Annotated in this window: 34 protein-coding genes and 3 tRNA genes; 2 read left to right on the top strand and 35 right to left on the bottom strand. The window is 53.1% G+C overall.

The genetic code is table 11. The annotated features are described in order from the left end of the window. Positions 1 to 52: 52 nt before the first annotated feature. From QYL91_RS17425 to QYL91_RS17460, 8 genes are all read right to left on the bottom strand, one after another. Positions 53 to 1,639 (bottom strand): tRNA nucleotidyltransferase/poly(A) polymerase-related protein, encoded by a 1,587-nt coding sequence (locus QYL91_RS17425; protein ID WP_302083212.1) that lies wholly within the window; start codon positions 1,637 to 1,639, stop codon positions 53 to 55. A gap of 121 nt (positions 1,640 to 1,760) precedes the next feature. Continuing rightward, a complete protein-coding gene (locus tag QYL91_RS17430; protein WP_302083214.1) occupies positions 1,761 to 2,075 on the bottom strand; it encodes a hypothetical protein in 315 nt (104 codons plus the stop codon). 56 nt (positions 2,076 to 2,131) lie between these two features. Further along, positions 2,132 to 2,617 carry a hypothetical protein gene (locus QYL91_RS17435; protein ID WP_302083216.1) on the bottom strand — a complete coding sequence of 162 codons (486 nt, stop codon included), beginning with the start codon at positions 2,615 to 2,617 and terminating at the stop codon, positions 2,132 to 2,134. Then, positions 2,614 to 3,477, bottom strand: a complete 864-nt coding sequence (locus QYL91_RS17440; RefSeq protein ID WP_302083218.1) for a hypothetical protein — start codon at positions 3,475 to 3,477, stop codon at positions 2,614 to 2,616. Before QYL91_RS17440 ends, QYL91_RS17435 begins: the two co-directional genes overlap by 4 nt. A 64-nt stretch (positions 3,478 to 3,541) precedes the next feature. Beyond that, positions 3,542 to 3,669, bottom strand: a tRNA-Gln gene (locus QYL91_RS17445). Positions 3,670 to 3,957: 288 nt separating this feature from the next. Then, a complete protein-coding gene (locus QYL91_RS17450) occupies positions 3,958 to 4,221 on the bottom strand; it encodes a hypothetical protein (protein WP_302083220.1) in 264 nt (87 codons plus the stop codon). Positions 4,222 to 4,223: 2 nt separating this feature from the next. Beyond that, the gene (locus tag QYL91_RS17455; RefSeq protein ID WP_302083223.1) at positions 4,224 to 4,463 is read right to left on the bottom strand and encodes a hypothetical protein; all 240 of its coding nucleotides are present in this window, start codon (positions 4,461 to 4,463) and stop codon (positions 4,224 to 4,226) included. 368 nt (positions 4,464 to 4,831) lie between these two features. After that, on the bottom strand, positions 4,832 to 5,956 hold the full coding sequence (locus QYL91_RS17460) for a hypothetical protein (RefSeq protein WP_302083225.1): 1,125 nt from the start codon (positions 5,954 to 5,956) through the stop codon (positions 4,832 to 4,834). Positions 5,957 to 6,202: 246 nt separating this feature from the next. On the opposite strand from QYL91_RS17460, the gene QYL91_RS17465 reads away from it, so the two are divergent. Further along, positions 6,203 to 7,900 carry a PAS domain-containing protein gene (locus QYL91_RS17465; RefSeq protein WP_302083226.1) on the top strand — a complete coding sequence of 566 codons (1,698 nt, stop codon included), beginning with the start codon at positions 6,203 to 6,205 and terminating at the stop codon, positions 7,898 to 7,900. Here the strand turns inward: QYL91_RS17465 and QYL91_RS17470 are convergent. From QYL91_RS17470 to QYL91_RS17515, 10 genes are all read right to left on the bottom strand, one after another. Beyond that, positions 7,897 to 8,364 (bottom strand): hypothetical protein, encoded by a 468-nt coding sequence (locus QYL91_RS17470; RefSeq protein ID WP_302083229.1) that lies wholly within the window; start codon positions 8,362 to 8,364, stop codon positions 7,897 to 7,899. The genes QYL91_RS17465 and QYL91_RS17470 overlap by 4 nt on opposite strands. Before the next feature lie 2 nt (positions 8,365 to 8,366). Beyond that, a complete protein-coding gene (locus QYL91_RS17475; protein ID WP_302083231.1) occupies positions 8,367 to 8,855 on the bottom strand; it encodes a hypothetical protein in 489 nt (162 codons plus the stop codon). Positions 8,856 to 8,862: 7 nt separating this feature from the next. Further along, positions 8,863 to 8,934 (bottom strand) — tRNA-Ala (locus QYL91_RS17480). A gap of 641 nt (positions 8,935 to 9,575) precedes the next feature. Next, the gene (locus QYL91_RS17485; RefSeq protein ID WP_302083233.1) at positions 9,576 to 9,974 is read right to left on the bottom strand and encodes a hypothetical protein; all 399 of its coding nucleotides are present in this window, start codon (positions 9,972 to 9,974) and stop codon (positions 9,576 to 9,578) included. A gap of 195 nt (positions 9,975 to 10,169) precedes the next feature. Further along, positions 10,170 to 10,496 (bottom strand): hypothetical protein, encoded by a 327-nt coding sequence (locus QYL91_RS17490; protein WP_302083235.1) that lies wholly within the window; start codon positions 10,494 to 10,496, stop codon positions 10,170 to 10,172. Between the two features lie 17 nt (positions 10,497 to 10,513). Then, positions 10,514 to 10,587 (bottom strand) — tRNA-Gly (locus tag QYL91_RS17495). Positions 10,588 to 11,091: 504 nt separating this feature from the next. Beyond that, positions 11,092 to 11,490: a hypothetical protein gene (locus QYL91_RS17500; protein ID WP_302083237.1), complete on the bottom strand. Its 399-nt coding sequence runs from the start codon at positions 11,488 to 11,490 to the stop codon at positions 11,092 to 11,094. A gap of 39 nt (positions 11,491 to 11,529) precedes the next feature. Continuing rightward, positions 11,530 to 12,009: a hypothetical protein gene (locus QYL91_RS17505; RefSeq protein ID WP_302083239.1), complete on the bottom strand. Its 480-nt coding sequence runs from the start codon at positions 12,007 to 12,009 to the stop codon at positions 11,530 to 11,532. After that, positions 12,006 to 12,320, bottom strand: coding sequence for a hypothetical protein (locus QYL91_RS17510; RefSeq protein ID WP_302083241.1), 315 nt, complete (start codon positions 12,318 to 12,320; stop codon positions 12,006 to 12,008). The genes QYL91_RS17505 and QYL91_RS17510 overlap by 4 nt, the downstream gene beginning before the upstream one ends. 15 nt (positions 12,321 to 12,335) lie before the next feature. Beyond that, positions 12,336 to 12,776 (bottom strand): hypothetical protein, encoded by a 441-nt coding sequence (locus QYL91_RS17515; protein ID WP_302083242.1) that lies wholly within the window; start codon positions 12,774 to 12,776, stop codon positions 12,336 to 12,338. 365 nt (positions 12,777 to 13,141) lie between these two features. On the opposite strand from QYL91_RS17515, the gene QYL91_RS17520 reads away from it, so the two are divergent. Beyond that, entirely contained in the window at positions 13,142 to 13,309 is a 168-nt protein-coding gene (locus QYL91_RS17520) for a hypothetical protein (RefSeq protein ID WP_302083244.1), read from the top strand. Between the two features lie 23 nt (positions 13,310 to 13,332). Here QYL91_RS17520 and QYL91_RS17525 read toward each other — a convergent pair whose 3' ends face one another. The 17 genes from QYL91_RS17525 to QYL91_RS17605 form a co-directional block, all read right to left on the bottom strand. After that, positions 13,333 to 13,680, bottom strand: coding sequence for a hypothetical protein (locus QYL91_RS17525; protein ID WP_302083246.1), 348 nt, complete (start codon positions 13,678 to 13,680; stop codon positions 13,333 to 13,335). A 43-nt stretch (positions 13,681 to 13,723) separates the two neighbouring features. Next, complete coding sequence (locus QYL91_RS17530; RefSeq protein WP_302083248.1) at positions 13,724 to 14,332, bottom strand: hypothetical protein; 609 nt, start codon at positions 14,330 to 14,332, stop codon at positions 13,724 to 13,726. A 36-nt stretch (positions 14,333 to 14,368) separates the two neighbouring features. After that, positions 14,369 to 16,090, bottom strand: a complete 1,722-nt coding sequence (locus QYL91_RS17535; RefSeq protein WP_302083250.1) for a transposase — start codon at positions 16,088 to 16,090, stop codon at positions 14,369 to 14,371. Next, on the bottom strand, positions 16,083 to 16,709 hold the full coding sequence (locus tag QYL91_RS17540; protein ID WP_302083252.1) for an IS607 family transposase: 627 nt from the start codon (positions 16,707 to 16,709) through the stop codon (positions 16,083 to 16,085). The genes QYL91_RS17535 and QYL91_RS17540 overlap by 8 nt, the downstream gene beginning before the upstream one ends. Before the next feature lie 407 nt (positions 16,710 to 17,116). Beyond that, positions 17,117 to 18,277 (bottom strand): hypothetical protein, encoded by a 1,161-nt coding sequence (locus QYL91_RS17545; RefSeq protein ID WP_302083254.1) that lies wholly within the window; start codon positions 18,275 to 18,277, stop codon positions 17,117 to 17,119. Positions 18,278 to 18,525: 248 nt separating this feature from the next. Then, the gene (locus tag QYL91_RS17550) at positions 18,526 to 18,711 is read right to left on the bottom strand and encodes a hypothetical protein (RefSeq protein WP_302083256.1); all 186 of its coding nucleotides are present in this window, start codon (positions 18,709 to 18,711) and stop codon (positions 18,526 to 18,528) included. A gap of 251 nt (positions 18,712 to 18,962) precedes the next feature. After that, positions 18,963 to 19,712 (bottom strand): S1 family peptidase, encoded by a 750-nt coding sequence (locus QYL91_RS17555; RefSeq protein WP_302083258.1) that lies wholly within the window; start codon positions 19,710 to 19,712, stop codon positions 18,963 to 18,965. 14 nt (positions 19,713 to 19,726) lie between these two features. Further along, positions 19,727 to 20,407, bottom strand: coding sequence for a S1 family peptidase (locus tag QYL91_RS17560; protein ID WP_302083260.1), 681 nt, complete (start codon positions 20,405 to 20,407; stop codon positions 19,727 to 19,729). Between the two features lie 614 nt (positions 20,408 to 21,021). Then, entirely contained in the window at positions 21,022 to 21,489 is a 468-nt protein-coding gene (locus tag QYL91_RS17565; RefSeq protein WP_302083262.1) for a reverse transcriptase-like protein, read from the bottom strand. A gap of 20 nt (positions 21,490 to 21,509) precedes the next feature. Continuing rightward, complete coding sequence (locus tag QYL91_RS17570; protein ID WP_302083264.1) at positions 21,510 to 21,959, bottom strand: hypothetical protein; 450 nt, start codon at positions 21,957 to 21,959, stop codon at positions 21,510 to 21,512. A gap of 74 nt (positions 21,960 to 22,033) precedes the next feature. Next, the gene (locus tag QYL91_RS17575) at positions 22,034 to 22,486 is read right to left on the bottom strand and encodes a hypothetical protein (protein ID WP_302083266.1); all 453 of its coding nucleotides are present in this window, start codon (positions 22,484 to 22,486) and stop codon (positions 22,034 to 22,036) included. 284 nt (positions 22,487 to 22,770) lie between these two features. Then, on the bottom strand, positions 22,771 to 23,349 hold the full coding sequence (locus QYL91_RS17580; protein ID WP_302083268.1) for a hypothetical protein: 579 nt from the start codon (positions 23,347 to 23,349) through the stop codon (positions 22,771 to 22,773). Positions 23,350 to 23,358: 9 nt separating this feature from the next. Further along, positions 23,359 to 23,520, bottom strand: coding sequence for a hypothetical protein (locus QYL91_RS17585; protein WP_302083270.1), 162 nt, complete (start codon positions 23,518 to 23,520; stop codon positions 23,359 to 23,361). Between the two features lie 2 nt (positions 23,521 to 23,522). Then, entirely contained in the window at positions 23,523 to 23,972 is a 450-nt protein-coding gene (locus QYL91_RS17590) for a hypothetical protein (RefSeq protein WP_302083272.1), read from the bottom strand. 58 nt (positions 23,973 to 24,030) lie between these two features. Then, complete coding sequence (locus QYL91_RS17595; protein WP_302083274.1) at positions 24,031 to 24,255, bottom strand: hypothetical protein; 225 nt, start codon at positions 24,253 to 24,255, stop codon at positions 24,031 to 24,033. A gap of 2 nt (positions 24,256 to 24,257) precedes the next feature. Further along, the gene (locus QYL91_RS17600) at positions 24,258 to 24,380 is read right to left on the bottom strand and encodes a hypothetical protein (protein WP_302083276.1); all 123 of its coding nucleotides are present in this window, start codon (positions 24,378 to 24,380) and stop codon (positions 24,258 to 24,260) included. Beyond that, on the bottom strand, positions 24,377 to 24,952 hold the full coding sequence (locus tag QYL91_RS17605) for a hypothetical protein (protein ID WP_302083278.1): 576 nt from the start codon (positions 24,950 to 24,952) through the stop codon (positions 24,377 to 24,379). The genes QYL91_RS17600 and QYL91_RS17605 overlap by 4 nt, the downstream gene beginning before the upstream one ends. Positions 24,953 to 25,030: the final 78 nt, after the last annotated feature.

A 25,030-nucleotide genomic window follows, 5' to 3' on the forward strand; every position in this document is an offset into this window, starting at 1 on the left:
GCGTCACTCACTTTGTTGCGCCTGCCGCGCCTGAATCCTAAGCTGAATTTCGTCAGGTTGTTTCGCTGTTGATCAGAGATGTTCGCCGTGTTGTGATTTTGTCGCCGACCCACTCACCAGGCGATCGACAGTCTCCACATGCGTTCAGCACACGAGCAAGATTGTCATCAGTGATGGTGTCGGATGTGTGAGAGTCACAGAGTCCGTCTCGGAGAACCTCGTAACCATCGATTGACTCGATAGCATCACGCGCGACCGCAATTTGCGATTCAAATACGTCACGCTGGAATGCTGGCCGTGCAGCGTCGTCTGGCGCAGCTGCATCTACTTGGTATGCCGTTTCAGCATCGTATAGATCAATGTTTTGCCAGCGTCCTTCGTGGTCCGCCTGCGCCAAATCCAACAACTCCTCGACTGTCCCCATGTATGGCGTTTCTGCTTCGGGTGGCGCTGTATGAGCTTCGACGAATTCGATGAGTTTTCGAGCATCCCACGTAGGGATGTCGTGAAAGTCCATGTGATACCGTGAAGCATCCTCCATCGCTTCAATGATGTGCGCATCCAATCCGAGGCGCGTGCCGAAGTTAGCAGTTACGTCGACGCCAGTCGTGGCGTGACCTCCGAACCGTCGCGGTGGATCGTCTGACCAGAGTCCGCCTTTCTCGTTGCCCAGTTCGACCTTTCCAAGGTCGTGTGCGACTGCCATTAAGTACCGACGAACGCGATTCATCCCGGTGATATCATGCGATTCGCAGAGTTGGTGCATTCGCCGAAGCACCATCATCGTATGTTCAAAGGTATCTCCTTCACGGTGGAATCGTTCTGGGCCAGCTGGGATAATCGATGCGCGATCAAGTGTCGGTGCGATAACTGCAAGCGCACCAACGTCACGAAGTACTTCCCAGAATCGTGCTGGGTCAACAGCCTGTTTCATTGCCTTCACGACTTCTTCCCCGATACGATCCCGGCTCATCCTGTTCAGTTCTGGTGCGACTTCTCGAATGAGACGTTCAGTGCTAGTTGCGATCGTGAAGACTGGGTTATCGTACCGAGCAGCGTATCGTGCAGCACGAAGAACGCGAATTGGATCTTCGCTGAACGCTTCGCTGACGTGGTATAACGTGCCGTTTTGGATGTCGAATCGCCCGCCGAATGGATCAACGAAGACACTGTCTGCGTCTGTACCAGTGATTGGTGTCGTGTTACTATCGTCTATCGAGGTTGGTGTGGCTGTCGTGTTAATCCGGAGTGCCATCGCATTTATCCGGAGGTCACGGCGCTCAAGGTCTGCACGTAACTGGACGTCGTTTGTGTCCACCTCAATGCCTTTGTACCCGTCACCGGATTTCGTTTCTGTGCGAGCAAGCGACCATTCCTCATGTTGCTCATCATGGAGGACACCGAACGATGATGCGTCAATATCATGAAATCCGCGTGCAAGCATCGAATCAGTGGTTTCACCGACAACAACGAAGTCTAAGTCGTTCGCGGATTCGCCGAGAAGTGCATCGCGGACAGCCCCGCCGACCACGTAGACATCAAGATCAGATGTATTCTGCGGAATGCTGTTGATGTGCGTTACGGCGGTCGTAGCGACGCGGCGGAGGGCGTCGCGGTGGGTATCAGTAAGTTCGTGCATTGAGGAAAACACCTCTCGGGATTGGTGGCAGGACGCGGCGGGTCACTTTGAGTTGTTACCCGCCGCGCCGTGCCAAACTGAGATTCTGAGATGGGATGTTGTTTCTTCGTCGAAGATTCTCCTAGGTCGAGTTTTGGACACCTGCGTGGTATGCTTGCATAATGCCGGTCGCTGATTCGATGATGTCACCAGCCCAATCCGCTTCGGCACGAATGTCATCACTCCCGTTGACCTTAAGTCGAAGTGAGTGTGAAAGCCCGACAGAATTGGGTTCTCCGGTAATACGACAAATCGCGTCAGTGGTGTCATGGGTGAAGACGAGAGTGATTTCGTCATCGGTTCTGCTGGTATCTGTGAGCTCCCAGTTGTCAGCGAGGTCATTGAGTCGGTTACGTGTCCAATCCTGCCCGTAGATGACGTCGTCTAATTCAGACATAGGTGATTTTGTAGGTGGATGAGGGTAGTTGTTTGGGTTAGTTTTCAGGAAGTGTTTCAGTTGGTTTCTGTGACTGTTGCCGTGAGTTGACCAGTCGTGTAGTCGATGTCAACGGTAACTGTGAATGCAGGGTGTTCTTCAGCTGCCCAGAATTCGTAGAATGGTTTATCCCCACCGACAATTTGTGGGTTGAAGTACTTCGAGTAACTACACCATGCCGTAGTTCGTTCCTGTTCTGAATCTCCCGGGAGACGCAATACACGTGGTTCGTCTTCAGTTTCGTAGTGACTGAATTCTTCAGTGATGAATTCTCTAATGTATTCTGCCGTGAGATCTGTCCGTGAAAACAGTGCTGCGTGAAGTTCAGGACACCAGATCCGTGGTGCATCTTCAGCAATGGCGTTATCCGTTTCTTCAGGTGCTTCAGGGACTCCTGGAGTGCCAAACGTGTGTTCTCCAAGGACACGTTCAGCAAGCGTTCGCTGCTGCGATTCTGGCTGCTTTGACGGCGGAGTGTCGTAGAGGTTGTTGTCGGGAGTCATGAATCAAGAGTCACGTATCCGTGGTCGTCTGTAACGTCTTCCAGGTCAGGTTCCGCGTTGCTTTCCCACTTCTCTGAGGTGTCCCGATGCCGTTTCGGCATCATGAGGTTTGAAACACCAGTCATCATTTCATGCATCATAGCATCATCCGGCGCGTGGTGGAGGGGGCGTTTGTGGTCTATGTAAAGTGCGTAAACCCATTCATGCGATGGTTCAAACCCGGTTTCTTCGATCATCCACCACAATTCAGTGACTGTAATAGGATCAGGCGATGGAAGTTCAAACACTGCTGGGTCATGTGCGTCAGCAATAACGCCTGCCATAGCAGTTATCGCTTCCGCAGTTTCTCGCTTTGACACTTCGAACTCAGCACCGTTTTCTCGCAGATTCTGTTTTGCATCCTTTTCAGCACTCAGACGGCGTTGTTGGAACCGGTCGATGTTGTACAGTGTGAGGAGTTTCGCAGTTAAATCACCGATAGACTCCACAGAAACGCTGATTTGGTCATCGTCACGGAGTTGTTCTAATTTAGTGGCCTGTGAAGAGAGAGTTATCGGATCGACAAGTGAATCTCGAGGATACAGATGCTTGTCATGGGTTGGAGCTCCGAACGATGAATTATTAATCGCGGTTTCTACTATGTCACTGAAGTCAAAAAGAGTGTCTTCAGGAAGGTTGAAATCAGCGTCCTGCGCTGTTTCTGCGATTAAGTCTGCTATCGCATCGATTTGATACGTGGTGAGTTGTGTGTGGTACACGTCGTGATCGGTGCCGTTCACAGTGATCGTATGAGTCGCATGAGTTGGATCACAGTACGACTCAAGATGGCTGTAGAGTGCGGCGGCGTTTCCTGGTTGCATGCGTTGAGTTGGATACAAATTGGTGTGGTTGGTTATGCATCAAGTACGCCGGGATTGCTGTCTATAGTCCAGGATGGATTCGAACCATCGTCAAGGGCTTTCTTCCGAGCGAAGACCATTGGGTTGGACAGGCAGTAGAGAGATCTACGCTCGACCAAAGGCCCTCATGATTGGCCACTACACCACTGGACTCTGGTTTTTCTTTTCGCCGAATGCGTTTAAATCTCTGGGACTTGGGAGTACCGGAGACTGGCGGCGCGCTGCAATTCACTCGCCGCGCGCCGCCGACCCTGCGGGAGTCAAAATGGTTTGTACACGCTGTTACTGTGTCACTTGTTGTCGTGGATGTGCTGAATAGCATAGTTAGTCTCTGAGGTGGGCAACGTTTCGCGCGGTTTCTCCAACGCGCTCGCTGTACGTCATATCGAGGTCGTCATAGAGCTCATCTAAGAGTTCACTGAGAGACATTGTTGCGCGTTCCTAAAAGGTGTGTCCGCAATCAGCGCATCGGCGCTCTGTGATGTCCATCGGTTGTTCCGTGTAGACGTCGTCGATGTTCATCTGTTCATCAAGAGAGACTTTCTTGCCGACCGGGCCAGCGACCCAGAAGGTTGTATGCCCGCACTCAGGGCACTTCAGGTTGCCATCGTCGTTTGTGTTCTTACGTCGTGATTGACGACTGTACTCGAGTTCAGTTTCAGAAACAGAGTCACCGGTTAACGATTGTTGCTGATCGGCATCCATTGTTACGAGGAAATTGTGTCAGGGAGCGGGTCCGGATGTTCGTGGAAGCAATCCAACGAGCAGAATTCATCGAGGTCGGCGCGTCGCCGGTCAAGATTCACATCGCCGAGTGTTAGTTCCCCGATTGCCATCACGATCTCCGTTGTGAATTCACTGCGTGGTGCATCACAGACAGCGCAGGTGTCTTCATCGGTCTCGGTGTCACTTTGATTTGTCGTATCGCGGGTGGTTTGTGTAAACATGGTTGGGCCTGGGTGACGCCCTAAGCGCGGCGGGCTTCATCGAAGTCTTCCGCCCGCCGCGCGTGTTGCGGCGGTGTTGACTTGTCACCGTGACGGATCAGGACCGTGCCCGCACTCGTAACAGGAAATCGCTGTCGAACGGTGTGGTGCGACACCAGTTGTGACGCGTCTCGTGTGGTGACTCCCACACGTCGGACATTCTGGTCCCGTGTAGTCAGTCCATTCGTGTCCGCAGTCATTGCACTGGATGGTGCGGCGATTTGAGTGACGACTATTCTGTGTGATCTCAGTGTGACGGCTAGAACAGTTTTCGCATGGAATTCGCCCGTTTTGCTGCGGTGAAATGTCGTTGAGTGAAACCATGAGTGTCACTGTGACCACGGTTCGATTTGCGGATCACGCCATGCCGGGAATAGTTCAGGAGCTGATGCAGGCGGTGGGAGTTCTGCACCGACTGTTTCTTCAAGGTTGTATTCAGATCCGGATTCGTGTTCACTCATATTATACCATTCTTGTTTCTTTTCGTTCCAATACAGGGCGTTGACGGCCATGTCTGTACAGTACCACTCTTCAGCAGTGGTCATCACGAAATCCACAGACCATGCTTGCGGAGCAAACTGTTCTGCAACACGTTCAGCGTACGTCCGTAGTTGCTCGATATTATCTTTGATTTCCCCCACTTGTTGTTGGTAGAATTCGTCGTTCCCAGTTGCTTTCTTGAATGCTTCTTTGTTCATCCGCGGCCACCAGTATTTCACCTCTCCGTTATCGATGAAGAATCGAACTTCTGGATGGAACGTTCGCAGGTTTTGTGAAAACGAATAGAACAAGTCACTGTCATTATTGGAGATATCCTCATCAGTGACTTCAGGCAGGAAGTCTAAGTCTAGGAATTCGCGGATAGCGATGCCATTCCCGGTTGGCATCTTTGCCATGATGTGATCGTCAAAAATCCCACCGAGTGTCTGTTTGATGTTTTCGATCGTTGGTTCATCGATTTTCCCAGCAGTGTCATCAAGATGCGTTGCTGACTTATGGAATGAGCGAATGAACACTTCTTCACCACCGTATTCCTCATTGATGAGGTCACGAATCCCATCTACACCGATTTCTGGTTTGCCGACGAATTTCATCTTCAGGTCAGGATCTTCCGTCATGAACACCGGTGTGATTTCGTCTTTCGACATTCCGAGATAGGCCTGTGATCCTTCTACGAGTTCGATGAGGTGTGTTTTCGGCGTTGGAATGTCTAGCTCTTCAAGTGGTGGATACCATGTTCCCATTGCGTTCGCTGCATCGAAAAACGACGTAATGACGACATCGTCTGCTTGCGCTTTGATTTCCTCAACTGGGACACGTTCGTTGTCCGGAATGGAGTCATCCTTTTTGTCAGAGTTTTCCATCTCATCAATAAGTAATTCGACTTCTTCCTCTGTATCTTCGTCGAGTTCTCTCGGTTCGGATTTGTCGGGAGTGGATGTGTTGTTTGTCATGAGTGGTGAATCTGGGTGCTGGGTGATGCGCGGCGGGCTTCATTGAGCCCGCCGTCCGCCGCGCATAGCGGTTTTTCGTGCGGCGGGGATTTCGTATTGCTTTCGTCAGTAGGAAAGTTACGAAACCACAAGTACATATTTCAGGGGGATGTATGTCTGGTTATGGCGAGGAAATCTGTCCCGGGCTCGTTTATTGTGCACTCTGGGATGGAAATCAGTCATGCAGATTCAGGAGTTGCTGCATTGGTGAATGCAGAATCACGAGACCAGCTCATTGGGATGGACCTAACTGAGCTTGTCGTATCTGAACATCATGCTGCACTTCTTGACCAGGTTGCACGGATTCAAACTGATGATGCACCTGCACTCGGTTTGGTTGTTGAGCTTGAGGGATTCAATGGGGAATCACAGCAGGTTATCATAGTGAGTTCGCAGATTCAATGGGAGAAAGATCGAGAGGTTCATTCTACGATTATTCCGATGGGTGGTGAAACACCGTTAGAAGAATCTGGTTCTCCAGAGTATCTAAAAGGAGAGACACCGATTGGAATCACGATCGCGGATCCATCTCGGTCACAGAATCCGCTGATTTATGCGAATGATGGGTTTTGCGAGCTCACGGGTTATTCACGAGAAGAAATTCTCGGAGAGAGCTATCAGTTTCTCTATGGAGAAGCTACATGTGAAGACCGAGTGGTGACATTACAGTCTGCGCTTGAAAATGAAGAGCCCGTCTCTGTGACGATTCGGAATTATCGGAAAGACGGGGCGATGTTTTGGAATCGTGTCACAGTTATCCCGATTCGTTCTGAAACTGGCGCAGTCATCAGTTATCTCGGGTATCATCGAGATGTAACTGCTGAAAAGCAGTTCGATCAAGACTTGTCTTTGTTCAAAGAACAAGCTGAGGAAGCCGAGAAATCGATACTAGTCACGGATCCTGATGGCACAATCCAATATGTTAATCCTGCGTTTGAACGAATCACTGGGTATTCAGCGTCCGAAGCAATTGGACGCACTCCGCGTATTCTAAAGTCAGACCAGCAGGATGAGGATTTCTACGAGGACCTTTGGGAGGAGATTACGAATGGGGAGGTGTGGGAAGCGACGTTGACCAATCAAACGAAGCATGGGGAACTCATTGAAGTGAGACAGAAGATCATCCCTGTGACAGATAGTTATGGGTCGATTACAAATTTCGTGGCGATAGAGCAGGACATCACTGAGGATATCCTCACGACGCAGACGCTTGACGTGCTGAATCGAGTGTTACGCCATAATTTGCGGAATTCACTTAGTGTGATTAGCGGTCACGCAGAAATGTTGTATGAGGATGACATGGATTCAGAGGCTCGGGAGGCGTCGATTAAGGCGATTCAACGGCAAGCAGAAGCCATGCAGGAGATCGCTGAGAAAACAGCGTATTTGCGTGAAATCTGGGATCCAACTGATCAGCAGACATGGGAGAATCTTGACCTAGAAGCACTCGTTGAAAGGTATCAACGAGAGTATTCAAACGCAGTGTTTGCTGTAGAGACTGATATTCAGTCAGATATCTTGGTGCGGAATGCAGCGTTGTTCGAGCAGGCATTGAGTGAAGCCGTTGAAAACGCGGTTGTGCATACTAATCAAACACCACCTGAAGTGACGATTACCGCATCGCAGAGTTCAGATGGAGATCAGGTACACATATCCATCACTGACAACGGACCTGGGATTCCAGATCTCGAACAGCATGTGATTGAAGCAGGAGAAGAAACAACACTGAGTCATGGGCTTGGAATCGGGATTTGGCTGATGGAATGGGTTACAACGACACTCGGTGGAGAATTAACAATTACCGAAAACGACCCGCGAGGAAGTGTAGTGCAATTTGAACTTCCGCGTCCGAGTGTGAACAGTGATGACATCTCCCCAGTTGCGAGCGACCACGCAGGAAGCTAACCTGGGTGTGGGACGTCGCAGAGCTCAGCAGGAAGTCGAGAAAGAACAGCGTCGATGTCCCCGGTGAGTGCACAGCCATCATCAGTGAGGCGTGCAGCCTGCTCAGGTGTGAAATACGTGAACGGCTCGCCGTTCAGTGTGTCCTCTCCAAGAGCGCACGACCCAGCAGACACTTCGACAGTGATTCGCTCGTCTTCATGAAGCACCTCGAAAAGCGAGGTGAGCGCTTCGGCGAATGCATCACGGCCACCAGGCGGAGTTGGGCCGTTCACCTTCGTGTTCCCCTCACCGATCTCGAGGTGATAATCGAAGTCTAGCTGGGCTTCGTCAGCTTCCGTCCAAAACCACGGATGCGGGCACTCAGCATCTTTCAGCGTTTCAAACTCGGGTTGAGATTCAAGAATCGAATTCCCAAGCGATGCGTTCGCTGCGTTAGCAACACGGTAGCGGAGGTATGCGCCCATGGTTAGTTTTGGAATTCGGCTTTTGGATCGTCGATCGTTGTTTCGATGAGGTCGTAGTCGTTGTTGCCGCGGTAGATCGCAGCGCGTTTCCGGATGCGAGTGTTTTCATGTCCCGTGTATTCACCGAAATACTCCGCAGCAATAAGGGGATTACGTCGTGGTGGAGTAGTAGCGACCCAGTCACCGTTCCCTTTCTGATGTTGACGTTCGTAAATAGCGAACTCTGCGTCGATGTCCGGCATGAAAATATTCGGCGGGTGCCGGTCAGGATATGCAGTTCGGGTTTCCCCACTGTGGATTTGCTTGAGTGTAAATCGGCGCTCAGTTGTGTCGTCATCGCTGGGCGCGTCGGCAGTCTCTACACCGATCACTCGGCAAAGCACCATGTGCATCCCGATTTCGTGCGCGACAAGTGTGCCTAACGCATCTTCGCGGCTCATGGTGTGGTGAGCCGGGTTTTCTTGGTCGGATGGAATAGTGGTTTGACTCATCGAAAAGTGGACCCACTGGGATTTGAACCCAGGGCCTCCGCCTTGCAAAGGCGGCGCTCTGCCACTGAGCTATGGGCCCGCATCCGCGCGTCACGTCATTCGTTTCTCACACTTGTGGAGTGTGGTGCGTCGCCCGTCCTCGACCTCCCACCTACCCGGTGATCAAGCAAGTCTCATACCCCTTCAGAGAGGGATCATCGTCTTGCTTGTCACCTAGCGGTTTTTCACCGCTATGCAGGGTCATTGCCCGACGGACGGCGTTATGACGCACACGGGTGACGGCCACCAGCGACGGAAAGCAGTCACCCGACAGTTGATGTGATGGTTCCCGCAGCCACGCCCGTTCTTCAGAACGCGAAGCGCTTCATCCCACATCCCCACCAGGCGGCGTCTGGTACGCGTTTCACCGCGCACCTCGACAGTACCGCTGGGGCTGTGGTTCAGCCTCCGATGCAGTCGTGAGCCACTACCTCCCAACTGGGTTTGCAGGCATGGTCCTGCGAGCTGCGCACCGTCCACATCAAGACGGCCCAACGCCGGGACAAGGACTTAAACCTCGCTTCTTTCACCCACCAGTGGTGGGCGTCACGTCATCGCTCGTGTTCCCGGTGACAGCAGTAAATGCGTGCGTCGCTATACAGGTTTCGGAGCGGGGACCGCCCAGGGCCCTCAGGGGCCAGGGCTGCGGCGCACGCATTTCTCTCAGTGCGCCGCACCCAACTATTCAGATTTCAAATCCGGGACAGAGAACCCAGTGATCGAATCACAATACGCGACGATGGGTTCCCATTCACTCGGCACATCTGGTGCGAGATACATCTGCGTGACGATGAGATGGATGGCCCATCGTTCATGCGAGGGAACCTTCTCGTTCGGATAGTGCGTTTCCATCTCATTCTCGATTTCCTCCCGGATCTGCTCGCGGTTTGTTGGGAGTGGGCGATACGATTGCAGCCAGTGGAACGTATACGCGATCGCGTCGAAGAAATGCTCAGTCGGCTCGATACCGGTATCACCACCGACTGCCTTCGACGCAGACAGAATCGAATTCAACCCACCAGTATTCATCAACGTTGGATATTCACGGTCGCCAGCATCGTAGTACAACGACATACTCATACCGTCTCCAGCGGGGTTCCGAAGGAAGAACCGATACGACTCGCGTGCTTCACGACGATACTGGCACGCAACGTGTAGTGCACCATCAGACGAAGGGACACGCGTATCCCCTGGTCGAATCGCGTAATCACACTCACTGCACTTCAGCGACGTGTGACTCTCCGTGGAATCCTGATGACTCATCGGTAGCGTGAATTATCGATTGCCCGTGGACGCCGGCGTGTGTTCTTCGATGCCGAGATACTGCCAGCCAACATGGGACAGCATGAACGACGCGACAAGCATACCGATGAAGAGAACTAGACCCTCCGTAGGGGTGAGGAGTGCGACGTACGGATTCAGCGCCATCGAAGCGGGAATGCCGACGACACCGACACTCCCACAGAGGACCCCGATATACCGGACGAATCCAAGGCCAGTCCGCTGGCTAGTGTTGCTGATGTGACGGTGCGCCATGTAGCCGAGAAGTACCAGTGTCGCGCTGAGGAGCCATATCACGACCGTGGATGAGTATTGGAACATGGATTGAGAGTTATGAGTACGTCGGCGAGGATTCGAACCTCGAACTCCTCCGCGGTAAGGAGGCGTGTTGCCGATTGGACACTACCGACGTGCACAGGTTGTTTTTCGAGGTGACTGATGTCCTCGAACCGGTTTGCACTCCCAACGACCATGCAGTCCGGAGCTGCACAGTCTCGTGCCGGGCTACGGTCACCACCCGTCAGTCGATGAACCGACTGAATCCGGTGGTGGGATTCACTTTAACCCTAGTTTGGTTCGATTGGAAATCCCACTCCGGCAAGCCGATGAGGGGATTCGAACCCCCGACGTCCCCATTACAAGTGGGGTGCATGACTGGCTCTCGCCTACCAAACCCATGCTCCACCGGCACGTGGCGCGTTGCTAGTGTCGTGTGTCGCCCGCCGCATGAAATCGTATGAAATCGATTGTTGTAAAGGTTCTGTGTGGGCGACCACGGGTGCGCGGCGTGCTTCATCTCTGTCTCCGCGCGCCGCGCACTTATTGGTCACTGGTGGGATTAGATCCAGCTAGTGCCGCTTCAGTCGTGATTCGCTAGATTCCTACGATACAGCATCTCTCGATTGATTCTAGTAGTTCAAACTTGACGCGGCACTAGTTCTTTATTGATTTCCCAGTTTAGAACAGCTGTACGTTGGTTTTCCTGTTCTTGTAGTTCGACATCAGTGATCTTTGAGATGTTCTCGTTGGTTCCATTAATGTCAAATTTAGCTATTGGGCCTTCGTAGAATTGGTCGTCATCCGGGTCAACAGTAATAGTTAACCCGAGAATTGCGTGGTTCTGATCAGCGTAGTGGATCTGATTGTCAGATTCGTTTGCATACGGATCTGCGAAGTGAACGAATACTGCGTTTTCGTCTACTTCGACGCTGTGGACAGTTTGGGGATCAAATCCTGCTTGGAATTTCACGATGTCTCCTGCCTCTAGTTTTCGGAGTGATTCGAACAGTTCCGTGGCTGTTTCGTTGCTAATCATGGTGATTCGGTTTTGTGAGATTGGGTATTGTGTGTCCAGTTACAGTTTGGTTTCGAAGAACTCCGTACCGCCGTCCTCGTCGATGTGGATATCAAGCGCGTACGGGTTGTCTCCGACCGGATCCAGAATAGCAAGCACGCGAGCGTTCTCTGGGTCCATGATGTCTTTCTGGACGACTTCAACGATGCGGCAGTTCGGGCACGGGGATTCCAGCTCGTCGAGTGTACGGCGTTCATCGATGTCATCTACTGCCCAGGACCCGTCAGGCTGTTGTCGGGCATTCGGATGGATTGATGCGTAGGACGTGTCCACTTCCATGGACACTTGCACACCGAGACCAGCGTCATCTGCGAGTTCGACGATCATCAGGGCTGTCCCAGCGTGTTCACCGGTTCCTTCAGAAAACCGGTGGACACGACAGCCTTCGAGATTCTTCAGGAGGTCAGCAGTATTCGTGTCGTCCGATGCGTATGCGTCGAGGCCAAGGTCAAGATTTGGTGAAATGTTGTTTGTACTCATGTGTTTTCGCGGAAACCGTGATTTGGATTCTTGATGACTCGTTTCATAGTACCAATCGTCCCACCGAGGTTACGATACTTCTTTTCTGTGTCTGGATTAAACGAATCACCTTCCAGATAATTGTTCCACACCGATTCACGTTTGTTTTTGAGTTTCTCAACAGCTACCCAGAACTCACTTTTCGAGCCTTCAAGCAGAACCTCACCCTGTTTACTCTGTGTTACTTGGATGCCACTGATTCTGCGAGCAACATCTTCAATATCACGTTGCGTTTCTTCTTTGCGTTTAGACTCATGCAGTCTAACTCTCATTGGCAGAGATGGATGTCATGTATTGGTTGTTTCATTCTGGTTGTTGGTGTCGCTGGTTTCGCGGTTGAACAACACGAATACGACGCGTGTTCGATCTGCTTTCTCGTTTTGGATGGTTCTGCTTTGCGCTGCTGGATCGTTTGCTTTCAGGCGAGTAACAGCGCTTTTCATCACGGTTTCCACGGTGTCTGCGCTTTTACCGTGCACATTCATCTTTTTACAGACTTGCTGCCAGTCACTCCGAGGAATGGAGTACGCAGTGACATGTTGTACGGACCCTAGTGGCCCAGTCACGTCAAGATTGTCGAAGTTCGTAGATAGTGCATGGTAAACGCGTGCGATTGCTTCGAGTGTTTTCCGCCGATTTTCCCCGCCGATTTTGTGTCCAGGAAGTTTGTGTTCAGCAACTTTTCGTAACTGGTCAGGGACTGGGTGGTCATTGCGGAATTGTGACATTGTTGTGGTCACCTCGAAGACTGAAGGTTTGTGGCGCGCTCTACGCGATGGTACGGCGCGCCACAAACTTGTACTCCGCGGATTGAGAGGGTGGAGTCGGCAGGTGGTTAGGGATCGAACTGTTGAGGCGGATCTTCTGTGTAGTAGTAGTTCTCATCGCGGAGTTCTCGATACCGGCGTTGGTAATGCGTGCGAAGATACGACCAGCGCCATCCAGACCCGTGACAGCCACTACATGTGACTTCTGGGCATCCTGGCGTGTACGTGTCTGTTATAGTGCCAGAACCGTCGCAGACATCGCATTTCAGATACCGGCGAATTAACACGGAATGAAGCCACCCAGTGCCTTTACACTGCCCGCACGTGTGCATCTCCAGCTCATCGAAGACGATGAGATCTTCGGGATACTTTCGTGCGACAACACCGGTCCCTTGACAGGTGTGACACGTGAGAAGGTATTTGAGAACACCGATAGGATGTCGAAGAACAACGAGGACAACCGCGCCGAGTTTGATGAGGTGCTGACGAAGTGACATAGTGAGTGTGATGTGTGTTGTTAATCGCGGCGTTTCACAGTTATGTCGATGATCGATGCATCAACGGCTTCGCAGTAGTCTTCGATGCGAGTCTTTGCACGGTCGATTGCAGTGTCCGTGTCGTCTGTGTTGAGAGCCTCGAGGTAGGCGTACCCGCGGTTGTCGTACTGGAATAGTGCAATTCCGACGTCATCAGTCGCAGTGTCAACCATTGCGGGCTGTTCAACTTTGAATAATTCGGTGACTTCTGATTGGTTGCGACTAGGGATGGTGTCGCGTTGTGTTTCGACTTGCAGGACAGCGATCGTGGTGTTCATAGGTTTGACTGTTGGGAGTTCGTAGGTGGTGTTGTGCGCGGCGCGCTGCATCTCTGTCTCCGCGCGCCGCGCCCACTGCTGTCACTAAGATGAATCAGTTATCGCCCATTGCCTCAAGCACGAGTTGGAGGATGTGGACAAATGCGCCAGCGAGGGCAACGTAGACACCAATTGCATTTAGTGTCGAGGAGTACCGCCGAGAACGAATATTGCGGAGTTCGGTGCCATAATCGAAGAGGAAGGCAAGCGCCATTAGAGGGATGGCTGCAAGGATGAGGAACCCGCCTAGAGCGGTTATACCGGTGATTGCATTTCCGAGGATGTAGGCGACGAGAGCGATGCCGCCTGCGTAGATCATGTATTTTTCCCAGGGTGGGTGTAGTGATTGGGAGTATTCAGCTGCGGTGATGATGGCAGCGATTCCGAGGACAATACCAGCAGTGATAGCGATAGCAGGAAGGTGAATCCCGGCAGCGAATTGACTGAGAATACCTGCACCGAAGATTCCGTAGGTCGCTTGGAGAATGAGCACGCCACCGAAGCCAAGACTGAGTGATTCACCTCGGAAGCCTTTGTGGCTCAGATACCGACCACCGATAATCCCGGCACTGAAGACTGCGAGACCAGTGTATGGAGCGAAGATGGCGTCGCTATACAGGTAAATCATGAGATCGGCAGCAAGAGTACCAGTAAGGAGAATCATGATCCCGATGTTGATAGCGAGTAACCGTTCCAATTTTCAGTAGTTTTCAGTAGTACACCGTAAGAAACGGGCACACTGTTGGACGGCTGGGCCACACCCATCGCTACCATCTGCGTTCGACTCGGGCAGGGCGACGGCGGGCGCTATGACAGCCGACCCACCACCAGTGGTCGCCGCTGCCTGTTCGGGTTCGTAGGCGACGATGCCAGTCCCGAACGTGAGTCGCGTGCCAGCGGAACGGCCAGCTAGCACGATTTCAGAATCCCCCGTGTAGGAGGACGTGAAACCGTGGTCTAGCTCGTCCGTGTCGCTGAAGAACACGCGGGCCACGTTCAGTGCGCCGACGTAATCCCGATCGCCCTCGAACCCACACCGGGCATTGTCACACCGGAAGTGGCCACCCCACCAGTGTTCTTGCTGGTGGTCGGGGGACTTGCAGGTGTGACCGGTCGAACCACACCGGGGGCACGACCGACTCGTCCCCTCCGGGTACACTCGCTTGACAGCGACACCAGCACTCTCTGCCCGATATTTGATGTTCTCGATGATGTCCCGTCGTGCCCACGATGACAACTCCCAGGACAACGCGCCTTCGTCACTCGGCGGTGACAGCGACCGCAAATCCTCGTGAACAATAGCGTCCACGTCGTACAGGAGTGCGAGTGCGAGAACTTGGTTGGCTACGTCGTGTGTCAGTTGCTCGCGCTTGTGTCGAATCTTGTTGTTCACCCGTTCGTATTCGCTCTGGATATGCGCGAACTCATCAGTGTGAGCGCACCCGTCCCGGCGCAACGCCGCAAGCCGGTCGTTCAGGCGGCTTCGTTCCCGGTGGAGTCGCCGCATCTTCTCGCGGTCAGTGAACCGGATGAACTGTGGCGTAGATAGTTGCTCGCCGCGGTCAGTAACTACCACAGCAGTCATGTCTTTTCGCATCCCGGCGTCGAGCGCAAGCACGCAGTCTGTACCGTCAGTCGCCTCTGTGTGTTCAACTTCGACGGGGAAGGAGAGTTCGTAGTAGGCGGCACCAGTTTTGCGACGAGATGGCTGGAACTCGGGAGCCGAGAGATCGCCGTGGGAAAGCAGATCGTGAAATGCCTTGTAGCCGTCACGCTCGTAGTCTGTCCACGACCAATCGCCCCGTGTCTCCGGTGAACGTGTGTCTGGCGTCTTGAGTCGGATGGTCAGCGTCTCGCTCTCGGTGTCGTACTGGTATTTGACCGCTTGCCCGCTTGTTGGGCCGTCGTCCGCAGAAAACGGTAGCACTCCGCTATCATACGCAGGACAGTCCTGCATCTCAAGATACGTGTCAGGATACGTCCCGTGACGGTCGTAGTAGCTGTTGAGTTGGTCAATGAGGATGTCCACGTAGCCTGACGAGAGGTAGTCACCGTCGTCCCAGAGCTGGTCTTTGATGTGTCGGCGGTGAATTCGTCGGATTTTGTGGTCGGGCAACACGCTCTGGATGGACTGAAAGGCGTCTCGGCGGTCGGCGTGACTCCGAAGCGTTTCACCGACTTTCTGCAAGATGCACCGTCGAAACCGCGAGGGAAGATACAGGTCGAGTTCTTCGAACGGTTCGTGTTCATCGAAGTATTTCCACGCCTGATGGGAAGCGTTAGCAATCCCGTCGAGATGTTCTGGCGTCCAGTGGTCTTCGAGGACGTGAGTTGCAACACGGTGTGTGAGTGTTGCCAGTCGCTCGAATCGCTCGGCATCCTCGTCTGGCAAACGGATTGGAAGCGAGAGATGGTCACTCATCGGGTTTCACCTCGGATTCGACGGTGTTGACGACCTGTTGCTTTTTCGATGAGCGCATTCCATAGAGTTTGCCACTGAAACTGGCGACGAGTTTGATGAGGTCGTCAACGAGTTCTTCCTGTGCCGATTTGTCTGTCTCGTCTTTGATGACGGTGATGGTGACACCGTAGCAGTCGAAATACCGTTCGAGATACGAGGACCCAAAGCGAGTAAGACGATCCTCGTAGGTAACGAGAATGCGCCCGTAATCGGCGTCTTGTACATCATCGAGAAGTGAGTCAAGGCCACGTCGATCTTCATTCAAGCCGCTGCCAACGTCGGTGTAGGTGTTTTCAACGCTCCAGCCATGATCGTGAGCGTACTCTGTGAGTCGGTCAAGTTGGCGGTCAAGGTCGCCATTGTCTTTCTGGCCGTGACTGGAGACACGAGCGTAGAGGGCAACACGGTCTGTTGGACGAGTATCGCCTGCAAATCGCCGGAGTTCGCGGTGAGGAATCCGGCGTTCACCGCCTGGTGTTCGGGTATAATCGAGATCGTCGTTGCGACACCAGCGTTTGACGGTCTGGGCGTGAACACCGAGCTCGTCCGCGAACTCGCCAATCGAGTACGACCGCGGCATCTTGATGTTACTGTTTACTACTGGTATATACTTATAAGTACTGTATTTTGTAACAGTTACACAACCCCAACAGAGGTGTTATCGGGTTCAACGCGGTCATTGCGTCCTGCCTTTGTAGGAATGAAACGTTTCGTCGTCACGGTGCCCAGATCCACTGGTGTGCATGGAGGCCAGCCATACGCAGTGCATGACGGCGACGCCCGGCAGGTCGCGTAGCACACACAACGCGATGTTTCGTGACGCAGTCGAGGTGCTCACCCTCCCACAGGAAGCACCAGTCATGACCGATATCCCGTGATCGGTGCCTACGTCGGGCTCGGTGTGTGAGACCGCGGCGAGGGCCGCCGGGGCGCGGCGGCATTTCCAGTGATTGCGCCGCGCCCCGGTACTAATGGTTTCAGATTTGGTTAAGAATCTTCGTCAGGCATATCTAGGTTGGTGATGGTGTCTGCCGCGGGGCCGAACGCGAATACTGTCTCTGCGTTAAGGTCTGTCCCGAACGTTGGAACCGTCGTATTTGGCGAATATGTCTCATCGTTTCCGGCAGCTTGCTTCAAGACATCGAATATTGTGATGAATTCAGGTTCAGACTCTTCACTCAGGACGTTCGTAGCAAAATCGCGCTCAGACACATCGTTGAATCGTGCATTTGGCCCGAAGACACGTCGAAGAACTTCTTTCTCATCAACCGGCTCGTCGGCATCTTTGAATGCGTCATTGAGGTCAGTTATCGACGTGTCAGAGAATTTCATGTCGAAAGTTGCACGCGCTGTCTCGTATGCTTCAGCTATCCATGCATCGTGCCGCATGTCGTTGATTTCAGCTGCGCGGTCTTTGATGTCGTCAATGATTCCAGCATCGCAATCGTTCAAAAGCACCATCACTGGTAGCAGATCCAACAAACGAGTTTCGAGCTCAGCGTCGGAGTCAGCATCGAAATGATCGTACGTTTCTGAATATCGGTCTTTTCCGCTTTGCACTGACACCGTGTAGTTCCCTGAACGGTGTTGCTTCGTGATGATGTACACCGGGAGGGACGAATGTCCTAGGATGCTTTTGATGTTTCGACCCCACCCGTTCCCGGTGCCGCATGACCAGTTCCCGATACCGATTGCGTTGTAGTCCGCATGATACGACAGATTATGAGAAAGTGCGCCTACGAGTTCATCTTCAGTGAAGTCATCGTCGCAGGGTTTCCGGCCGAGATATTCCAGATCGTGATCCCCGGTACGAAGTCGCGTGCGGCGCCCACATTGAGTACAGACTGCGATGCGTTCTTTTCGTTTCACTTCGATGCTGACTGCGATGCTGTGGTCGCCGACCGACACATCGGTTGGAAATTCGTAGTCGGTGCAGTCACGCTCGTCGAACCGTTCGATTGTGCGTCCTACGTTGCGCTCACGGCGCGTGGAAAGATCAGCGCTTTTCCCACATTCTAAGCAGGTCACCAGTTCATTTCGCGCGGAGTCAGGGTTGATGAGTCTGACGGTGGAGTGTGTAGTACTACGGCTGGTGATGTCGTCGACGGTGAGTTCGGCACCGTCTGGGTGGGTAGTGTCGGTGGACATGGCTGAATCGTGTCTCCTGGGTGTTGTCTCGAGCGCGGCGGGCTTCATCGAAGCCGCCGCCCGCCGCGCGACACAGATGCGGTACCCTAGTTTGGTGGCGCGACGGTAATGGTCTTATTATCCCCACGCTTGGGATTCCTGTGTCTTCAGGCGTAGGAGGATGTCAATTGGAGTTAAGTTTTCAGGTGTTCAGCCTGTTCCGCCTGTAAATCGAGAGCGAGGAGTCCGCTGCGCGACCGGCAGCACCGTCACTGGAACGAGGAATTCATTTGTTCGACAGTACGAATGGTGTTGGCGGCAGTCCCCATGTGTTCTGACACTTCATCATGGCTGGTGGCAGCGTAACTGGTTTCACGCTGGTAGTAGTCTCCAGTGTAGTGCCATTCTTCGACGTGCCAGAATTCCTCACCGTCCGTGTCAGTGAGACGTTTCACCACGATGTAGCCACGCCCACTTGTTTCAACGAATGCTTGAGCGATTGTGTCTCTGGTTTTGTTTGGTGGGTCGAATGATTCTGTAAATCCAGTTGGCGGGCGGAATCTTGGAGTAGAGGCCGGGGTGGAAGTGGTATTGGTAGCGTGCATGTGTTCAGGTCTTGAATGATGTTCTGAGCGCGGCGGGCTTCATCTAGCCCGCCGCCCGCCGCGCTCACTGGTCTCAGCGGTTTCTGAAAATTCGGATGAAGTCACTGAGTGACCTTTGACAAAGTTTCGCGGATGGCTTCGATGGGGTCAGCTACGCCCGGAATGCGGTCCTGGTAGGGATATTCAGTGTGGACGACGTCAGAGGTCGGCGTGTGTTCAGCAGGGCCGACTCCGCTGAATCCGCTCCCCCAGTGCATTCCAACGACATCGCCGTCAAGCGTGAAGACTGGAGACCCACTGTTCCCGCCGGTGTGCGGGATATTCATGTTGAGGTCAGGGTAGTCAGGATTGATACTTTCGGAGTCTTCAAACGTGTTGCGGCCGGTGTAGGTGCCGATACTGGGAACCCAATACCCGATGAGTTCAGGGTGCCCGATAAGCATGATGTAGTCGTCTTTGGAGAGTGTACTGGAGTCAGCGGTGTTGAGTGTGGTTGGCGGGGTACCGTCTGTGATTTCGAGTACAGCGATGTCGCGGTTGAGGCCCCCTGTGGCGACGACTTCGGCGGTAAGCGAATCCTGGTTGGTGGTCCACAATTTTGCTTCGCCGGATGGCGATGGGCGCATCACGTGCTGGTTGGTGATCGCGTAGGTGTCGTTGAGGAACCACGCGGTGCCGCCGGTGCCGTGGACACGTTCGCCGTTGCGTTGTGGATGTACGACTGCGACACCGCTACGGATGTCTGGGAGGAGATTCTCAGCGGCGGTGACTTTCTCTTTAGGGATTTCGCGCGGTTCACACGATTCTTTTCTTGGGTTTGTATGTTCGGAGTCAGCGGGTGTTCCAGGCATGGGTTGTAATTGGGTTAGTTTCGCCAGTCTGAGAGATGACTCGTAACGTCTTCAATGGGTTCTGCTACTGCGCTTTTTCGTTTCTGGTATGGAAGCTCGGTGTACACGCGTGCTTCATCTACGTCTTCGTCAATCGGAGTTGGGGGGTCTCCAGCGTAATTCTCGCTGGTACTCGCATAGTGTAGACCAACGACGTCACCGTCAAGTGTGAGCAGTGGTGAGCCACTGTTCCCTGAGTAGCTGGGCATTTCGGTAGTGAGGCTGTTACTGTTAATCCCGGGTGAACGGCCGGTGTAGGTACCGAGAGCGATGAGCCAGTTCCCGATTGTGGCCGGATGACCGATTTGGATGAGGGGCTGTCCCTCTTCGAGAGAGTTGGTGTCGCCAAGGGTGAGCGCGTGCGGCGCGCTTCCGTCTTTGAGTTTAAGGAGCGCGACGTCACGCGTTGGGTTGATATTATAGACGTAATCAAGAACTTCGAGTTCGTGACTGGTGTTGTTGATAGTGATGGCGCGGAATGACCCATCTTCCTCGTTATTCTGATCGATGATATGGCCGTTAGTGACGATGTGGGTGTCGTCGATGAACCAGCCGGTGCCGATGCCGCCCATGATGTCTTCTTTCCCGACGTTGTTGTGGTAGAGCCACACGACGGCATCCCGTGCTTCGAGGCCAACGTCCCGTGCTTGCGTCATCACTTCTTCACTGAACTCAAGTTTACAGTCCTGGGTTTCAGACACGTCTTTCGGTGTTTTTGTCGGCGTGCCTCTCGGTGTTTCTGTTGGCGTGTCTTTTGGCGTATCTGTTGGTGTCGGAGTTGGTGATGACCGGACGGGGGTTTCTACTGGTGTTGTTTCATTACTAGCGAATTCCCCACTGGTACTGTTGTTTGGGACAACGTGAGGTGTCGTAGTCGTGGCGCTTGGCGTAGTGGGTGGACTTGGATTGTTGTTGTCGTTGGTACTGTTTTCAGAGTTAGTAGTGGTGACGGTGTTGCATCCAGCGAGAAGAACGGTTGTTGCAGATGCGATACTACTTAGTGTATCTCGCCGCGACAGCGTAGGTGTGTTCTCTGTCATAGTATTATTCTGAGCTCAACAGGGGGACCTGGGCAAAGACCTGTTTGGGAAATGTGCGGTGGACTTCACCACAGAGTGTCCGTCCACCGCACGATGCACACTGCACGGATAAGAGAGGGGAGTTATTAAATATTGGCAGAACTCTTTGGAGTGAGCAGAAAATTGTTCTTCATGAAAGTGCAGATGGTTTCTTTGGGCGGATAGCGGCAAAAAATTGGGAAGTTGGCCATTCAGTTGGATGTTGCGGCAGCTGTCATGGCGAGATCGTGGCAGGGAATGTTATCTTCTGCATCAATTGATTCTATGTACCAAGTGTCAAATGAGTTCCCGATGTCTTTAATCGTAGTAGCAAGTGAAGTGAGAGTGTCTGAAGGCGGGTCACGAATCTCGTTGATTTCGAGGGGTGTGAACATTCGGTCGGTATAGGAGACTACGACGTTAAGACGGGTGTCCCGGCGCGCAATTTCGAGCGCGCGTTTCACAGCAAGATATTCTACTTCATCTTTGGAGACGTCATGCTTGATGACCTCTCCACCCCCAGTGATTAGTGAATCGTCTGGTGTGACAATTGAATACCCGATTGCACCAAGTCCGTTAGTTGTGAGTTGTCCGTCGGAGTACAGAAATGCATCTACTGCGTCACCGTCAGTGCCGCGACAGTGTCCTTGCTGGTGTGAACGGCTTGAATGTTTGTTCATCAGAGTCACCTGTTACAGTGTTAATTGGTTTGACCCATTGCCTTCGAAAGAAGATCATCCGCATTGAGGTCTGTGTTGTCGGGTTCAGTGCTTTTGTTGGTGGCTCGGTTTTTCGAGGGGGTGGTGCGAGTAACGGAAGGGAGAATGGGTTGTTCATCTGATTTTCCGAGGCGAGCCGCAGGGTACGGGTACAGTTGGAACCCGCCATCGTCGAGATATTCACGGAGTTCAGCGATAGAATCCACGTTTTCACGGACATACGATTCTTGTAGCGCATTCAAGAATGCGACTTCAACAACGTGCGTGTCATCGGGATAGGGTTCGTTCGCAGTGTAACTTGCGACAGTTGCCCCATCATCGAGATCATTGAGGGAGAAGTTGTCAGCACGCACTGTATGCGTTTGAACAACGACTAATGTGTCATCAGTGTCTTGATCAGGGTCAGCGACAACACTACCAATTTCCGGCATGTCGTCAGCTGAATACCGTTCAGTAACACGATTCGTCTTACCAGCGGATCGGGAAGGGTTTGCTCGAGACATTGTTATGAGGTGATAGTGAGGCGCGGTTCTTCGGTGACGACCCCGTACACGACGCGGTGTTCCAGAATGTTCGACTCGGACAGACACATCCACTCGTTGTCAAGCACGAAGTGGTCGAGGCTGGCCGGGTCGTGGAAATGTCGTTGCGCTTCTGCGTCAGGGTCACGCACGAGCAACGCGTCGAAATCACTGAACTCGCTTGCCGGTAAATCCACATCGAACACGTGAATGAGTGTATCGAGTGCATCGCGGAGTGAATCGTACCGGTTAACGGGAATTGTCACGGTTTCACCAACAGTGGCATCCTCGGAGATGTTCACTGCGATGTCTTCGTTGCTGAATTCTGTACCGTTGATGTGGACGATACGGTCACCGTTTGTGTACGTATCACCGGGCTGTGCGAGCGACGCGGTATCCGTTGCGGTCATCGTTTCGGGAGTGGTGGGTTCTTGCATTGGAATCACGCTCTAAGTTGGGTTTGCTGGCGCGCCGTGTGGGCGACGAATTCACTGAGATGCACAGAGAATCAATATGAAGATGTGAGAGAGTGGATCCGACTTGGGATTCGCAGGTGGCGCGCGGCTGCATTTTGCGCTTCGCCGCGCGCCACCGCAGTGAGCGGTGGTGTCCAGAGTGGTCTTAGTGGGGATGTCGAACTCATAGGTTGCGTGCTTCACTCGTACTTGACTGCGGCGAAGACCATGCCGGGCGAGTGCATTGAGGCACTGGAGAAAGTGCGTCACCGGGGCGTTGGTGTATCGGGAGGTGACGTCTCTACGTCGTCGAAGTAGTCAGCGTACGGGTGGTCGTATTGCTCGTTGAGATCCGACGGGTAGGGAACGTCGTTGATGATCATCGCACGGAAGGCGTACTGGATGTAGGTTGCCCAGGCAGCGTCAGGATCGTGCGGGTTCCCAGCGTAGACATCCTGGACATGGTCAATCGCAGTTGGTGGGAGTGAGATAGTTGCGTAGTGGTCGAACGGGACGGGAGTGTCGTCAGGATGTTTCCACCGGACTTCCTCGATGATGCTGAAGTCGAACCCGCAATTGGAGAGATCCTGATCTGGTTCGAGTGACGTTTCGTAGATGTAGTACGTGTTAGCAGTGTCGTGGTTGAACGCAGCAGCAAAGAGACTGGCTTCAGGCGTGTGTGACCCGGCAATCGTCGGGATGTCAGCAGTCTCGAACCCGATTACTTCACCGGCAGCAGTGAGGAGTTCTGGGCACCCATGATCGTTGACTGCTTCGTAGTACCCGCCATTCGACGCTGTAAATGAGGTGCCGCGGTCAGTTGTCGTCGTGTGATAGTACGGCATCAGTGAAGGTTAGAGGCTGTCCCGGATACGCTGACGGAGTGCCGCCTGATAAGTACGTTCAGCATCCGTGAGTGCGTCTGAATCTTCTTTGATGGCGAGGGTCTCCAGGTCATCGATCATTGTGCGCGGCGTCAGCGAATCGATGTCGTCAGGGATGTGAAGTTCGTCCATGATTACTCCGTGGATATGTCGCCGATGTGGCGGAAGTCCTCTTTCGACAGGTCGTCAAGAGAGTGCGAGTTGATTTTACGCATGATTGCAGTAACAACGGTCTGTGCGTCCTCGAGGGAGAGTCGCGTTCCGAGATACGGATCAATGGGGATTTCGTTTTCGGGGTCGTTCGGGTAAGCTGACCCGTATACATCGTACTTCCACTCGTCGTAGCCCGTGCGTTCAACTTCGAGACTGCCTTCAGATCGATCACCAGTTAGGATTTCTTCGATTTCAGTAGAGTCCGCAGGGGCTGCGTCGTTGTCCGGGTTGCTTGGGGCGGTTGTCTGCACAATAATGTACGCGTTCTCGTGTTCGTATGTCCGGTAGTAGCGATTGGTGTACTCCCAACCGTCAGGGAGTGCGTTGAGGAACTGTGCTGCTGGACTGTCGTCGGGGTGGTCTTCGGTCATGGACATTGCCAATCGGGTGAGAGGGTGTGAATGTTGTTAGGGTGTTTTCGGCTTACAGTCAGTTCGAATCACGACGACGAATTTCCGTGTCGATAACGCCGTTCACGGTTGCTTCATGTGCGGCCATTTCAGCGTCAAACCGATTCCCAAACGTCTTGTTCAGCGTGCCAAGTTCCCCGTGTTCGTCGTGAAGAAGAACGACTTCGAAGTCGCCGTTTGGCGCGGCTTCGCGTGCCGCAGCGAACGATTCTGGCTGGTCGTGTTCGCGGGCTTGTGAATGCATGATTAGTAGAATCGGTCACGGATCGCGTTGGTGATGCGTGCGTCCTGTTCTGCGGGCGTTAGCTCGTCACCATTTTCGTCGGTGAGTGAAACACGGTGAATGTGCTGAAGTTCAGACACCGTCATGTGCCTGCCTCTTCGTGATTTTCGAATCGGCGAGCGCGTCGTACACTCTGTGTGATCTCAGAATACTGTTCTGCTGCGCTTGAACTCACATCGCCGGTTTCGATGATCTCCTGCATGAGTTGGAACGCGTCACTCAGGGAGTGCAGGGAATCCTGGTTAGCATCGTCGTTTTCGAAGTCGATGTCTCCAGGGTCGTACCACTTTTCTGGCCCGACGTACCACCGACTCGGGGCATCTTCACATGTTCCCGGTGAGTACAGCACCCGATAGCCAGTCACAGCATCAGCGCCGTAGCTGTATTTCGGTCGAATCCGGAAGAGCCCGTCAGCTTGCTCATCTGGCGGGCTCAGCATGATGTTAAACACATCGTACGCGTCGTCGTCGTGGTCGGGGAAATCGCATTCGCGGCGACGAGTGAATTGATCGATTTCGTGGACTCCATTCCGCCCGGAGAAGTAGTGAACGTCCCATGTTTTTGGGAGTCCAGCAAGGAGTCGAACGAGCTCGGTTGTGCTTTTTGGTGGAGCGTTGATGATCGTTTCTCGGTCGGGGTAGTCCTTGTTTTTGTTCATGGATTGAAGATGTGCTGTCTGGGAATTGAGTTGCGACGCGCGCTTCAGTTCGACTATTGCGCGCGTCGCATGTGGAGT

Origin of the sequence: Salinibaculum rarum (assembly GCF_030505615.1) — an archaeon.
Classification (GTDB): Archaea; Halobacteriota; Halobacteria; order Halobacteriales; family Haloarculaceae; genus Salinibaculum; species Salinibaculum rarum.